Source organism: Nitrospira sp. BLG_1 (assembly GCF_047338595.1).
Classification (GTDB): domain Bacteria; phylum Nitrospirota; class Nitrospiria; order Nitrospirales; family Nitrospiraceae; genus Nitrospira_D.
The window spans coordinates 1-14,473 of record NZ_JBLFBO010000032.1 but is presented as its reverse complement, the minus strand read 5'-3'; the positions used below and the strand labels follow the sequence as shown (position 1 = coordinate 14,473).

Here is a 14,473-nt window from a genome sequence, read left to right as displayed (position 1 = left end):
GAACCTAGTACAGCTACATGTATCGTAACTGCCACTGGATGAAAAAGGCGTTTTGCGCAAAGGGGTCGTTGGCTGCGTTGAGGGCGATGCCCGGCCCCAACCCCGAATGGTGTCGGAACTCATAGTTGAACTGGATTTTGGACTGCATCTTGGGTGGAAAATTTTCAAAATAATAGTTCAAACCGACGATGTGCCGGGTGTACTTATCGTTCGACAATCTGGTATTGGGGTTGAATTCTTCGTACATGTAGACCGGCTCGAAGTTTTCAAGCGGCCCTTCTGTAAAGAGATATTTCGCTAAAACATACCAGGTCTGTCGGTTCGCGCCCGGCGCACCGGAGCCGCCGCAGACGGTCGTATCGAGGCAGCCTCCGTTGGCCGGAGTCCCTACCGTGGTTGCATTTGCCCCATCATGCCCTTGCCAATATTCGCCATAGGCCGTGAAGCCGGGAAGAAACTTGGGATTCCATCGAGCATCGATCCCATACCGATCGAAGTGACCCTTACCTCGGCCATTGATGAAAGTTCCCGCGTTGTTTGAGGTCCCTTGAATCATCGTAAAGCTGACAAACGACACGTCGTCTCCGAAGAGTCGGAGGCGCATATAGACGGCCTTCGGCTGATTGGCACCCCCAATTCCGGAGGTGTTGCTCACGATGCCGTTGGCCTGAAAGTTATTGTTGTTCATGATTCCGACTACATATTCCAGCCGGTTCATGATTTTTCCACGTACATCGACGAAGTAATCGCGTTCTTGGATGAATTCGATAGCCCCACCCGTGCCGTTTCGGTTCTGTCCTGGCCCACCACCGCCTCCCACTCCGTTCAAGTATGGAGAGCTGATGATATCCCGTAGCCCACCCGAGGTCTCCGTAAAGATGCCGAACGGCATACGAAAGACGCCCATTCTGATGATGTTGAGGTTGGGTGCCCACGACTGAACTGGCCGAACATCGATATAGGCTTCACGGAAGAAGGTTGCCACGCTGGGATTTCCGGCTGCAGTGCTGCTATTGCCCGTCGGCGTGATGCTTGTCAGTCCGGTACTCTGGAACTCCATCAACATGTGCCAACGAGGAAGATAGTCACTCAGTTTTCCCCAAAACACCATCTCGGCGCGACGAACGGAGAAACTGTCCTGGCTTTTTCCTTCGGGGACGTTGGCATTGACATGCCCGTACAAGAATTGCAAAGCATTCAGACCGACATTGACCTTATCCTTCAGAATGGGAAGTATTTCTGTTTTGTGCTTCCAGTCCTCTAAGCTCTCCAACCGACGTGTGTGTTCGGTAGTTGTATACTCCTGTTGAGCTCGAATCCTGAGCCACTCATCTTTCGTAAGGGTTCCCTTTTGGAGGAGAAGATCTTCCAATGAAACTCCGCCTGCTGGGGTCGTGTTTCCCTGGGGAGGTCCTTGGGCTTGTGGGTCCGAAGTTTGTTGCGCGTGTACAAACGGAGATGAAATTTGCTTTTGATCCGCTGATGTTTCCTGGGCGAATGCAGGCTTGTGGACCACCACGGTCGATATGGCGAGCACCACTGCCGCAAACTTCATGGAGATGGCACACGACGTCCCGTACCGTCCTCTCATGCGAAATCCTCCTCGAAAAATCCTATGATTGTGGCGAACGGCGTTCCAGTCAGATGCAACTATGGATTCATTGGCGCTGCGTCTCGGGTAGAGATACCGAGAGCAATGCCTCTACTCTCCGCGTGGGTGGGAGGTAAGGGGAATAAGCCTGCCTTGAGCAACACATCTTCCCCTTCTCGGCTCATCATGAAGGTCAGGAATTCTTGCACTGCATCGGGTAGGGGTGACGTGGCCGGCTTATCGAAGTACAGACACAAGGCATGCTGTAGCGGATACGTCTGATCAGCCACACTTTCCCGAGAGGGGAGGACGAAGGGCATTCCCTCCTTCTCCGCAATCGGAATGGCTCGTACAGTCGATGCCTGCAAGCCGAGTGCACTGTAGCCTATTCCCATTGGATCTCGGCTGACATCGACGGCGACTGACGCTGCCCCAGGCTCCTCATGGACGTCAGATCGAAATTCACCCCCAGCTAGACCATATTCCTTCACGAATGCCCTGGCTTCTGATTGCCGGTCACGACCGTAGAGTTGAATCGGTCGGTCTTTCCAGCCATCACTTAATCCAAGCTGTCCCCACTGAGACAGAGATGCCTTGGCTCCCCGTTTTCGTGTCGATGAGAAAAGAGCATCCACCTGATCAAGGGTCAGCCCGGGAAGCGGATTATCTTTATGCACATACAGTGCGACGGCATCCACCGCTACGGGTACGACAGTTGGCGCATAGCCGTGTTGTGCGGCAAACTCTTTTGTTTCAGCGTCGGATAGCTGATGCGTGGTGGCAAGCAGTTGGAAACTGGATGCGCGATCGTCGATCATCAGGATCTTGCCTGTCTTGCTCAACGGCGGCTGCAGGAACTCTTCAACAGCTTTCGCGTTTCCTTTCTTAACGTGGATGCTCACTTTGGGCTGGAAGCGTTGAAAGTCTGTGATAAGACGAGTGATGAGGGGATAGAATGCCTCGGAGCTTTGGATCTTGAACGCACCAGAGACCTGTTTCTTGGGACTGTAGTGATTCAGTGTCGGGCTTGGACTTATGGTCATAAACGGGTCTCCGTGCTCGGCTGAGGATTGCGCTACGAGACCGAGCGGAGAGATGAGTGCCAGGCCGAGAGCAGCTGCTTTCCATAGTGTTGTACTCATGATTCCTCCCTGGGATGTCTAAATCTTTTTGAGGAGTAGGGTTCCCTCTGAGGAATAGAATTCTAAAGTCAGAAGGTTGCGGGCGGGTAACCATATTGTTACAGGATTGTTAAATTTTCAGCTTTGCGGGAACAAAAACTGATTACTGCTTCCAATTCGTTACTCGTGAGCTGTGAGTACTGACAACCAGGCCTTTATCCTGATCATTACGAGACCCGTGCCAGAAGAACCGTATCGATGGAAAAGAGTTGGCGGCCGGTGGTGGTTGAGCCGCAGTAAAATCACTCATATGGCTTTGTCCGCAGTATACTTTAGTGGATTTGGAACAAGCAGTCCTGCAGCAGGCTCAATCAGAACCAGTTCTCTGTCGGCATCAATGGAACCTTCTTAAAGTATTTCAATATGGATGTCGCCTACCAAAACCCACTTCTCAACAGCCGAACGATTCCCAACCTTGCGAATCAAATGAACCACACTATGCTCTTCCGGTTCTCCATCAACCTATAGTTGGATGCGATAAGGTCGGCAAGGCCGCGGCTCCTTCGTTAGAGCAAGCAGAGCCGCCAACACAGAACCGAGCGGCCTCGTGGCTGTATGACGGAGAGGCGGTCAACCATCTGATGATTGCAGGAGGAGGTTGAGATTTGAAGGAAAGTCCGCGGCGGGCGGGGTGTAGGCCCGCCGCGGATCTCTTGGGGCATGGGACGGAGTTGACCGTCACAGTCCTGCACGCCACCGTGCTGTGTGTCGCACGGTCTATCAGTGTCGATGATACTAGTTCTGATCGTGAGTGATGTGCAAATCCTTGCGAATCTCCACGGTGCGGGCATTCGTATTCTGAACGATCCGGTTGTTGTCGATCTTTAAAATCTCATGCAGTTGGTGAATCTGGCTCGGCGCCACCTTCAGTGGTTCGGACATCACATACCAACTCACCCCTTCACTGCAGGGCGGCGTCGTCAACGATCCCGCATAGGTAAAGACTTGCTCGTTCTCCACGGGAATCAACTTGGTCGGATCCAACGGCAGCCCGGCCCCGCTGGTGTTGTAGGTGTCGTGTTCTTCAGGCGTATGCTCGATAATCTTCTTTAGAATCGGGTGTTCGGCGGACGACCCCTGCGAGCCGTCCAAGAAGATGCCCAGGACCGCGAGCTTGCCGTCTTCCCGTTGATGCACAAAATGCAGTTCTCCATCGTACTGGCGTCCGGCGGGATACTGGTTCTTAATGACGAGGTGTTCACTGGGGGTATGAAAATGGAATTGAACCAGCGGATAGACATCCTTTCCGATGAGCAATTTCCCGGGATAGCCTTTTGAGAAGGATACCTGTACCGCATGGCCGGTATTTCGAAACACATAGGCATTGCCTGTGTCCTTCCCGATGGCGGCCCCTTCCGTGCTACTGATGGACGGCGCATAGCGAACCGCTACCGAATCGGCACGGCGTTCAGGCTCGGCCGGCGGGTTCTTGTCGTTACTCTGCGTGATGGGATTCAAGGAAATCGCGTTGCCCGTCAGGTTTAGTGCGATCGGGGTTTGATGGGACCCAATCGCGCATTCGGCAAAGGGAAACTCAAAGGCGGCTGAGTTCTTGGTCGAGTCCCCCTTAAGGGTAGCCCAGAACGTTCCATCAGATCCCTGACCGGGCTCTTGACTCACGATGGTGTGATCCCAATGCGGATCACTTGCCGACACCGGGCTTGTCAGTACGAGAACCAGAGCACTGAGCGTGGCGATTTCCACCCAAGATGTCTTCATATTCGTTTCCTCCACGGTGAGAATATAAAAAGGAACGTGTGTTCGGAGCACACACCAAACCTTCGATGGTTTTGGCCAGGGCAGGCTTAAGGCGCTGCCCTTGATCAACAGGTCGGACCAGGGCTCAACTCCAGATTCATGGAGCGGGCCGTATCATGCTCGTGGGCCGCACGGATTCACCACCCCCTGTCAGCAAGTCTGTATCCGACAATCGGGCGCTGTGGATACCGGTAGGGGCACAGCCGTGTGAGAAAGTGTCAGTTGAGAGGAGAAGAGAAGCGATGGGTTTTCGGCAAAACATGGAGGTACGGTAAGAGAACTCAATAGAAGGAAGGCCACAGCAAGCTTCATTACTATCCCCTTTGGTTATAAGTATGAATATGAATACGTACGACTTGAAGGTATGCCGTACTGACCGTCACACCGATATCTTTTGGGACTGGTGATTGCCGCTCATCCTGCCAATAACATGGGAGGGGAGCGATTACGCATCCAGCTCCACGCAAAACGAATGCCTAGAACTTTTGCGGCAGGCTTTTGATGAAAATTCGTTAAAGGCATACGGATGTCTCGATGCTACAGTATCCCGGTTTTGTAGCAGGAGAAGCGTCATAAGCCCTTGTTGTCATTGCTCCAGACAGAATAAATGGTGGGAGGCGCGTAGTGTGTGATGGTGATAGCAAGTGCATAAGCGCACAGATGTCTTTGTGCGAAGATGCGCCAATTTCTGTCTAGCGGGGGGGCAGAGAGGTTGTGTGAAAATGGTCGCATGCAACTAGGCCGTCGTCATCCTCGGCGGTAGCTCATGCTGTTCCGTTCGAGGTGAGCCGTTTTCTTACTGGATCAGTCAGATAAAGGAGGGATCATGCAGCGGGTCGTAGTCAATCGTCGTGGGGGGCAATAGAAGTGGGGGCTGAGGATTACAATCGTCGCCTTTGCGTGGAGCCTATTAGCTGGAGGCGAAACCTTCGCCCAGACTCCTTCAACATTCAGCCAGGACTTTCGCCTGTGGGCGCCTATTTTTATGACGGCGAAGCTTCCGAACTCGTTTCTGGCCTATTTAGAGGTCCAGCTTCGCTTTGCGGATCTGGATGAGGACGGCCACATCGATCAGCTGATCCTCCGGCCCGCAGTTGGGTACCAGCTGACAGAGAATCTCTCGATCTGGCAAGGGTATGCGTGGGTCGGCAACTATAATCAGAGACATACCCCACCACAGTCCCCCTTCTTTGAAGAGAGCCGGATCTATCAGCAGATCCTCTATTTCCGGAAATTCGATTCCTTCAAGATCACCAGTCGCACGCGTTTGGAGGAACGGTGGATTGAACATGTGGATGGGACGGCGGTGCGGTTCAGAACCGGACTGCGAGGGGCATACACACTACCGATGGCACCGGAATGGGCACTGGTCGCCTCTGATGAGGTATTTGTCCATCTGAACACGGTCTGAACACGGTCGGTGTGCGAGGACCCCAGGCGGGTTTTGATCAAAACCGATTCTTTATCGGTGTGAACCGAACCTTCTCGAAGTAGGTCAACATGGATGTCGGTTACCAGAATCAACTCCTCAATAGCCGGTCCATCCCGAATCTTGCGAATCAGATGAATCACATGATTCTCCTTCAGTTCTTCATCAACATCTAGAGACGACGTCGAATCCCTTTCGAGCGATCCCACGGCATGACGCCGTTCAGTCGAAGCCCCTCGGTCGACCAAAAGGTCAACCGAGGGGCGCCTCGTACTGAAAATAGAGATGATGGCTTACAGGAGTTCGGGCAGGCGGTCGATGATGCGAAGTCGCAGATCTTGGCCCAGTTGGATCTGCACCATTTTAGTGGAGAGCTTTTCGCGCATCAGGCGAATTTCTTCCGCCGTGAATTGCACCTGCCCTCCGCATTGCTCGACCAGATGATAGATAAGCAAGGAGGTCAGGAGCTGCGCTTCTTCATCGCTGGCGTGGCGGCTGAGATTAAGAATCTGTGACATACTGCTACCGGCCTCCGATTGATGCCTCGTACTTATGACCGAGGCCGGTCCCTTTCCACAATGCCACAAGTGTAGGGGCCTGTGGCCCTTGCAAACAACCTTGAGACTTGCTCAATACCGCTCCTTCACTCCCGTCTATCGACCGTAGTGCGCCAACGCACAGGCTGTGCGCCAATACACAGGTACCTACACATCTAGCCGCACAGTCCTCCTGTTCATGGTGGTAGTGATCTCATTCATCTAATAATTACAGATACTTAAGACTCTTCTTCGTGATGGCCCCATTGTTGCTGTACTGCCAGGAAAATTTAGTGACTGGTCTTATTGGGGAGGGCAATGCCATGGATGGCACCTCAGGTTCTCTTTCAGCAGATCGAGATACGACCTATCAGGCATCACTACCCAGACTATCAGTGACGGAGTCTGCTGCGTTCCAAGGTCAATATGTGGGACGGGATATTGCGGCAGGATTGATTACCGGTGTCATGGCTATTCCGCTTTCTGTGGGCATCGCCATGATGTCAGACTATCCCATCAAGGTGGGCCTTGCCACGGTAGCCTTTGCTTGCTTGATCGGGTGGATCAATGCCTGGATCAAGCCGGGCAACTTTGTCGGATGCCCTGGGATCGCAGCTGGGTTAGCCCCGGTTTTGGCGATGGGGGTCGCAAGTTTTGGAATGGAGAATATGGCCTTTGTGATCTTCCTGACGGCCGTCATGCAGGCTGTCATCTGGAAGTTCAACTGGCAACGCTACATCTTACTGGCCGTTCCAGCGTACCTTGTTGAAGGATTACTTGCGGGAATCGGCCTAAAAATCGCGTTAAAGTTCTCGACCTTCACCTACGAGCTTCCGGCTGAATTGGCCGCTGCCGATACGTTTTTGAACGGGGCGCGTATTCAAATGATTCTGATTTCCCTTGCCGGACTCGGTCTCTTTCTCTATCTGTTCGGTAAATTCAAATACATTCAGCCGGCAGTCCCCTATTTTGTCATCATCGGGATGGGTGTTCTGCTCGCTCAGTTCGTTCAAGTTCCCATGCTGCATGTAGAAGATGTGCCGTTATCCGTGGCGGTACCCGTCCCTCATTTCGACAGCGCAACGACCTGGGTGTATGTCGTTGGATTTGCCGCGATGTTGGCAATCATTGATGTGATTGAGCAAGTCATGAGCAATGCCGCCATCCAGAAAATCGACCCACTCAAGCGGACGTGCAACAGTAATAACAGCCTACTCGCAATCTGGATTGCAAACATTGGTGCGAGTTTCTTCGGTGGTATGACAAACTTGGATGGGTTGGCCAAGAGTACAACGAATCGGTTGGCCGGCGCGTACACGAAGTTTTCGGTCTTGATCGTCGGACTCGTGGTGACCTTCTTCGTTATCAATCCCCAATATCTGGAACTCTTACCAAAGTTTGCCGTGGCCATCGTGATGATGTTTACTGGTTGGAAAATGGTTGCCGGTTTGATGCATGTGACTCACCACGGACCCTATGCCATGATCCTGGCCATCCTTACCGGGATCCTCGTGTACAAAATTGGGATCTTTGAGGGGTTACTGGTTGCGATGGCCATCCATGGCATTGTCCACTACTTGGTCTACACTCAAGTCGACAAGAAGTCGGCCAAAGTCGTCGTGAGCAACTATTTTTCGAATCTGAAGAAGATCACCACAGAATCGTGATTGCTTACCTGCGATTCAGCTAGAGTAAAATACGGACAGCAGCGAGAGAGAAGGGCGGTCTCAGGATGAAACCTTAACAGAGACCGGTCAGAGAGGGCTCAGCGGTCCTGTCTCCGGAGCTTTGAATTGGTGCAGCGCTGATACCCATAGCATAGACGCTTCAGCTTAATCTTGTGGTGAAACGATAACTGAATAGGGAACACTTAAAGAGAGGCACGCAGTGGCTCATCATCTTGGTGTACGGGCTTTCCATGCACGGCGGGCAAGATGCCACCCGTCGTGGCACTTCCCGCCCTCCGCTTCATCCGCGGGAAAGCGAGTTTCAGAGGCAGCAGTCCTACTGCCAAAATTACAGATTGATGTAAAACTGTAAAAGCAAGATGTGGTTGATCAAGTTCGCATTGCCATGGAGTGTACGGCTGTTGAGCATCTGGTTCTGGTAGCCAACATCCACGTTGAAGTATTGATTAAATGTTTTGTTGATTCCTAGGAAGAACCGATTTTGGTCGATTCCAGCCCCGGGTCCCTTACCTCCACCTCTCACATCATCGATGGTGTCGACCGAATTGAGGTTAATAAAGATCTCGTCGTAGCCAACGATCGCCCATTCCGGAGCCATGGGGAGTGGGTAGGACAGTTTCAGCATTTCGCGGAGTCGAAGAGCAGTGCCAGCCGCATGCTCGATCCAGCGCTCTTCCATCCTGGTTCGACTCATGAACTTAAAGTCACCAAATTTTTGGGTGTAAATGGCTTGCTGAAAGATCCGGCTTTCTTGGAAGAATCCTGCCTGAGGCGGGGTGTGCGGCTGATTAAAGTTACCCACCCATGCGTAGCCTTGCCAAAGAGAGAGATTCTCGGTCAACTGGTACCCAAGCGCCGGACGAAGCAGCAGCTGATCGATATTGGTGACATCGTCGCCAATACGTGGGTTGACCTCCATATAGACTATGAATTTTGAAGGTAACTTCACGGTTAAATAAACCGGTGTCCAGAGCCGAAAGTCAGATTTTGTATTGGGGCCCAATTGTTCATATGCCTGTGCAGGCGTCGTACTGGGCCCTGCCAGGTTCCCAATGAGCATCCCAACGCCTACTAGCCTTGCCCATGTCCGATTCCACTGCCTTCCAGTCTGGGACACCATGAATTCCTCCCGCGATTCTGGGTTCACTTGTCTCTTGACCCTATATCTGTGATGTTTGACTGTGAGTGAGTCAGTCTGCGTACGTGCTTAGATCTGTATATGCCTTTGCACTAATCGTCCCGTTCCAGTTCCGTCTTGTATCGATGCTCATGGCATCCGGTCATCCTTTCATTCATGAACGTGGAACAACAATTCAACTGGGTTACTCTGCGTAGTTTAGGTCGAAGCTGAGTACTGCAGTATGGTGAAGCTAGCACTGCGTGGTTACACATGTAACCCTTCAGTACCTAACATCGATGGTAATACTGATCACTTTCTCGGCACGTTCATTGTCGTGGATTTTTCGAAATTCGACTCCAGCACAAAGCGTTTATGCAGCGGTTGGATCGGTCGTACATTGTCGTGCCCTACGAGGGCGCGGAACTTCTGGATCTGTTCGGCGGAGACTTCGATGGGATCGTGCATGACCATCCAGACAACGCCTTCTGTACAGGGCGGGGTGGTAAAGGATCCGGAGTAGAGGTAGTAGGATTTTCTCTCAGGAAGGAGAGTTATCGGATTCACAAAATGGTTATGATCATCATTGACTTCTCCGACTTTGGAAGGGGCATGTTCCAAGAAGGTCTCGAAAAATGGATTGTGCTTCCCTTCCTCCATGAATACGGCGACTACAGCTGTCTCATGCCGCTCGTTGTGATGTACTAGATGCAGCTCCATCGGGTAGTGCTTGTGATCGATGGTATGTTCGCTCGGAGTGTGGAAATGAAATTGTTCCAGCAAGTAGAGATCGTCGTCGAACACGATCGTGCTGTCTTTATCATAATGGAGCACCGTCTGGCCGTGCTTGGGGTAACGAGACTTGGCCGTTTCCGAAAGTGGTTCGACTTCCTGCAACGTATGCCCGTTGTTGATTACATGGAAAGGAGCGTCTCGATAAGTAAACTGGAGGTCATCAAGGGTCGTCTTCCGGGTGCGCAAGAGATCAATCGGCGATTGGTTCATGCCCTTTTCACAGAGGGAAGTATCCGGCCCAAGCTTGCCCCAATGAAGCGGTCCACGATCTCCGTCATAGCCCCATGAACTATGCCCCGTCTCTCCTGCATGTAGCCAAGCAGGCAACGACCACACAAGCGTTATCGTTAAGATCCGAATCACTGTTTTCGTTACAGCCCTGTCTAGCAAGGGGGCTGTGACTGCTGGACTCAGCGATGAAAATAACTCCATGACCCATCCCTCCCTTACCTCTATCAATTGTTTATCTGCCAAGGTCCTGATCTATCTACAACAAACCACAAAAACTGAATGAAGACGGCCCGCTCATTTTTGCTGCGCGAGCCCTCCTGCCCATCAGTATACAACGAGCAATCCCGCACACTGTACACAGTGCGATTTACAAAAATCAACTAGGCTCGTCAAACACCTACTTCGGCACTGCATTCAATTAGTGACGTATAAACAATAGCTTACAAATTGTGACATTCTCCAACCCGAGGTGCGTAACTTGCTGACCATCGAAGTATCCCTTCTCCCCAAGGCGAATCCGTGGGGAGGGCATCTCTGTCGAGCTGGTTGTTGCATCAGTGTGTACTAGACAAATGGAGCTGGGCTGTTGGTGAAGTCGGATCGCGGTACAGCCTCAATGCACGAACAAGTCGCGAACTTCGTGAGCTCGTCAACGAGTCACGGTTTCAGTCTCACCCGAGTAATCGCGAGTCAATGCTCAGGTGAGTAAGGGGGAACCATGCGATACCTGACGAAAGGTATACTGCTTGTCACCGCAACGCTTCTTCTCCAAGCGTGTGGCACAACGGTCAAGCCAGGTGAGCGGGGGGTACGGTGGAATCTATTCGCCGGCGGTCTAGAGGCCGAAACACTCAAGAGCGGATTCCATTGGCAGGCGCCATGGAGCCAGATATTTGTCTACAACGTGCAGTGGCGTAGTTATGCCGAAACCGTCGAAGCCCTGAGTTCGGACGGCCTGCCTGTTACCATCAAGACCGTCATTCTCATGAGGCCGACTCCCAATGAAGTATCAAGCCTGGCCCAGAACACCGGGTCAGACTTCTATCCTCAAGCCGTCAAACCGGCCTTGCTGACAGCCGTCCGGAGCGCTGTCTCCAGGTATCCCATGATTACTGTGTTGGAGCATAGTCCTGAGATCGCGGGCCAGGTAGAGGCGATCGTGGTAGAAAAACTCAAAGGCCGTCATCTGCAAGTGGCAAACGTTGCCATAGTCAAGCTCGCGATGGATAAATTGGAGCTGGGCCTCGGCGACCATATGCAGGCCGATGCGGTAAGCGAATTCAGCGTGATCGCCGCTGGCAAGAAATGAGAGCGCGCAACGTCGTGCCTTAAGCGGAGAGGACGAGATCAATTCGCGTCCGGGGGTCAGTCAGAACCGATAGATGACCCCCACTCCAACATTGGTGTTGTGGTCGACACGCTGAAAGGCATTCACCCCACGATTCGCCCGCTGAAACGTCAATGTCAATGCAGTCTGATCTGTCAACTGGTATAGGAGCCTTCCGGTGCCTTGGAAAATGTTTTCGTGCTGCCCGTTTCGCTCATCATCCACGATCCCGCTCGTCCAGTTGTTACGCTCATAGTGGAAGTCCAGTTCTAACTCCAAGTGGGGTAAGAGTTCGGCATCAAGACCTGCCGCGAAGAAATGATGGACGTAGGAATTATCCTCTTCTGGCTCAAAATCGTGACGGCCGCTGGCTAATCCACGCTCATAGTGATAGCCGGCGAACAGCCGCAGATGCTCCTTGACTCGCCAAAAGAGATGGGGACCGATGGTCCAGAATGTCGTATTGCGTCGGGCGAACGCATCATTATAAAGTCGCTTCCCAACCCTTCCTTGCACTCGCAATTCCCAATTGTCGGACAGCCGCTGTTCAAGTCTGATGTATCCGACATGCGAGGTCACACGCTCATTGGCGAACACCTCCGGCTCTGTACGCCTGACTTCACTATTGCCCAAGAGCTGATCTGGGGCAGTAAAGTAACGGAGCCGAAGTGCCGTGTTTGGCGTAAACGAGTGTAAAGCTTCGGCGGCGATGCTCGCCTGGCTCCATTCGGGGTTTACCGCAAAAATAAACCCTTGAGGCTTTATAGAAAAAACGGTTCGGCCAAGGCCTGTTGTGATTGACTTGGAAACAAGAAATCCCGGCTCAAAGACCATGTCAGATCCCAATCCAGTGCGAGTCACGTCTAGGACCGGTTGGGACGGATCACCATCAAGGCCAGACCGCCGGGTAGCCGAAAACAGTGCGACATCATCGGTGTAAAAAATAGTCCCGTTTGCTGAAACCGACCATTCGGCCAAGGCCTGAGAGAGCTCAGCCGACCAAAACACTCCGATCAGGAACAGAATTCTCAACAACATGACTCGTTCCTCTCAATCTCCAGACCTAGAACGATTGCTCTGCTCGGCAGTCTTTGCCAATTCCAATCAGTCTAAGGGGCTGCATTCGAACCGTTGCTACTGAGCCACAAGGTTGGTGTGTTGAGGAGAAATAACAAGTCAGTTTCGAGCGGTGGAAGGAGCCAAGTTCATCCAGCCGCATCATTAGGCACATGTGCGAGACGCTACTGGGTAGGAACTCTGCCTCGACCTTCAGTGGTATCTGCTTATACCAAAAGGATCACTGTTAGGAACACAACCCTCAACAACATCGCACTTCCTTTCCTGGCCACAGGGACTCTCCGCACAAGCCGCGCAGATAGCCGATGATCTCAATCGATCTTCCTTAGGTTCTTCGTGCTCTGTACCCGTGTGCGCCGAGGGAGCGGTTGATAAGTGGTCTGGAATGAGTGAGGAACCACCTTATCGAAGGCTCTGCTCAGCGCCATCTCAAACGGCTCCAAATCTTTATGGCCGCCACTACTCAGGTCTTGAACAGACCCCACTATGGCAAAAGCTTCAATTTGGAATCAAGGAAAATGAGCTATATCGCACGTCACGCACTGTGCGCATCAGCACTGTTTGTCATTTTTGGTTAAGTACAGAGCCAGGACTGATGTCTAAAAGGAACAGAAGAGCGGATGTATAGCCACCTGCGTCTGTAGCACTGTGCACCGTATGGACCGTGCGATATCGCTCATTTAAGTGGGCGCAATTAGATAGAGGGAATAGAAAAATAGGTCTTGGCCGAGAGTATCGGTGAAGCTCACCAGCATAAGCACATGGATTTGTTCAAAAGACGAATGGTGTTCGTTATGGAGCCTTGCTAGGCAGACACTTTGCACAAGGCAGATGCAGATATTGAAGACAGAATGCAGGCAACGCAATGAAAAACGTAAAAGTCTCCTGTGTCACTCGATACGTCATGGCTCCTACACCCGTACAGGCAGCAGCGCCCCGATGCATTGGCGACGCGGAGCTATGCAAGACAATACAACACAATCTGAAGACTGCTGAAGGTGGGATCGTATGAATAAACTCGTCCAGATTGCCTTAAAAAAACCCTATACCTTTGTGGTTCTTGCCATTCTCATTGTCGTGTTTGGGGTCATGACAGTGATGCATGCCCCCACGGACGTCTTCCCCAATATTCAGATGCCTGTCAGTTCGGTCGTCTGGCTTTACGATGGTTTGATGCCGCAAGAAACCGAGGGGCGTGTCACGCGTGTTTTCGAGCAAATGCTGACTCAGACGGTCGAAGGCATCAAGACCATCGTGAGTACGTCGTACTTCGGCCACTCCATCATCAACATCTTTCTCCAGGACGGCGTTGACCTGGCCGGGAGCGAGGCCGACATTGTGGGCATCTCGCAAACCTCCGTCAAAGCCCTGCCGCCGGATGTGGCTGCACCGATGGTGATGCGGCTGTTTCCTTCCCAGGTGCCGGTCGCCGTCTTGCAAGTCGAATCAGACGTGGAGACGCCGGCAGAGCTCTATAATTTGTGCGTGATGCGAATTCGTCCCATGCTCGTCACGATCCCCGGTGCAATCCTCCCGCATCCCTATGGCGGTCAAGACATGCAGGTCATGATCAACGTTGACCAGGATAAGCTGAGGGCCCGTCACCTCACCACGGAGGATGTGCACCAAGCTATTGAGAAGCAAAATCTCGTGTTGCCGGGCGGCGACATGAAGATCAAGGAGACTGACTGGCTGGTGCTGACGAACGCCTCTCCGCTCAAGATTGAAGAGTTCGACGATATT

Annotated in this window: 11 protein-coding genes; 5 read left to right on the top strand and 6 right to left on the bottom strand. The window is 52.3% G+C overall.

The window, feature by feature from the left end:
* Nucleotides 1-13 precede the first annotated feature (13 nt).
* The 3 genes from ACMTNU_RS16075 to ACMTNU_RS16065 all read right to left on the bottom strand — a co-directional run bounded on the left by ACMTNU_RS16075 (nucleotide 14) and on the right by ACMTNU_RS16065 (nucleotide 4,491).
* Nucleotides 14-1,591 (bottom strand): hypothetical protein, encoded by a 1,578-nt coding sequence (locus ACMTNU_RS16075; RefSeq protein WP_413936320.1) that lies wholly within the window; start codon nucleotides 1,589-1,591, stop codon nucleotides 14-16.
* Between the two features lie 59 nt (nucleotides 1,592-1,650).
* Nucleotides 1,651-2,733, bottom strand: coding sequence for a PstS family phosphate ABC transporter substrate-binding protein (locus tag ACMTNU_RS16070; protein WP_413936319.1), 1,083 nt, complete (start codon nucleotides 2,731-2,733; stop codon nucleotides 1,651-1,653).
* Between the two features lie 774 nt (nucleotides 2,734-3,507).
* The gene (locus ACMTNU_RS16065) at nucleotides 3,508-4,491 is read right to left on the bottom strand and encodes a carbonic anhydrase family protein (protein ID WP_413936318.1); all 984 of its coding nucleotides are present in this window, start codon (nucleotides 4,489-4,491) and stop codon (nucleotides 3,508-3,510) included.
* A gap of 913 nt (nucleotides 4,492-5,404) precedes the next feature.
* Here ACMTNU_RS16065 and ACMTNU_RS16060 point away from each other — a divergent pair.
* From ACMTNU_RS16060 to ACMTNU_RS16050, 3 genes are all read left to right on the top strand, one after another.
* Nucleotides 5,405-5,941, top strand: a complete 537-nt coding sequence (locus tag ACMTNU_RS16060) for a DUF2490 domain-containing protein (protein ID WP_413936341.1) — start codon at nucleotides 5,405-5,407, stop codon at nucleotides 5,939-5,941.
* Between the two features lie 230 nt (nucleotides 5,942-6,171).
* Nucleotides 6,172-6,474 carry a hypothetical protein gene (locus ACMTNU_RS16055; protein ID WP_413936317.1) on the top strand — a complete coding sequence of 101 codons (303 nt, stop codon included), beginning with the start codon at nucleotides 6,172-6,174 and terminating at the stop codon, nucleotides 6,472-6,474.
* 344 nt (nucleotides 6,475-6,818) lie between these two features.
* The gene (locus tag ACMTNU_RS16050) at nucleotides 6,819-8,162 is read left to right on the top strand and encodes a SulP family inorganic anion transporter (protein WP_413936316.1); all 1,344 of its coding nucleotides are present in this window, start codon (nucleotides 6,819-6,821) and stop codon (nucleotides 8,160-8,162) included.
* A 349-nt stretch (nucleotides 8,163-8,511) separates the two neighbouring features.
* On the opposite strand, the gene ACMTNU_RS16045 is transcribed toward ACMTNU_RS16050, so the two are convergent.
* Both ACMTNU_RS16045 and ACMTNU_RS16040 read right to left on the bottom strand, forming a co-directional pair.
* A complete protein-coding gene (locus tag ACMTNU_RS16045; RefSeq protein WP_413936315.1) occupies nucleotides 8,512-9,303 on the bottom strand; it encodes a DUF2490 domain-containing protein in 792 nt (263 codons plus the stop codon).
* Nucleotides 9,304-9,612: 309 nt separating this feature from the next.
* The gene (locus ACMTNU_RS16040) at nucleotides 9,613-10,527 is read right to left on the bottom strand and encodes a carbonic anhydrase (RefSeq protein WP_413936314.1); all 915 of its coding nucleotides are present in this window, start codon (nucleotides 10,525-10,527) and stop codon (nucleotides 9,613-9,615) included.
* Nucleotides 10,528-11,044: 517 nt separating this feature from the next.
* On the opposite strand from ACMTNU_RS16040, the gene ACMTNU_RS16035 reads away from it, so the two are divergent.
* The gene (locus ACMTNU_RS16035; protein WP_413936313.1) at nucleotides 11,045-11,635 is read left to right on the top strand and encodes a prohibitin family protein; all 591 of its coding nucleotides are present in this window, start codon (nucleotides 11,045-11,047) and stop codon (nucleotides 11,633-11,635) included.
* Nucleotides 11,636-11,695: 60 nt separating this feature from the next.
* Here ACMTNU_RS16035 and ACMTNU_RS16030 read toward each other — a convergent pair whose 3' ends face one another.
* A complete protein-coding gene (locus tag ACMTNU_RS16030; RefSeq protein WP_413936312.1) occupies nucleotides 11,696-12,691 on the bottom strand; it encodes a hypothetical protein in 996 nt (331 codons plus the stop codon).
* Nucleotides 12,692-13,738: 1,047 nt separating this feature from the next.
* On the opposite strand from ACMTNU_RS16030, the gene ACMTNU_RS16025 reads away from it, so the two are divergent.
* Nucleotides 13,739-14,473, top strand: a 735-nt coding sequence (locus ACMTNU_RS16025) for an efflux RND transporter permease subunit (RefSeq protein ID WP_413936311.1), incomplete at its 3' end; no start/stop codon positions are given.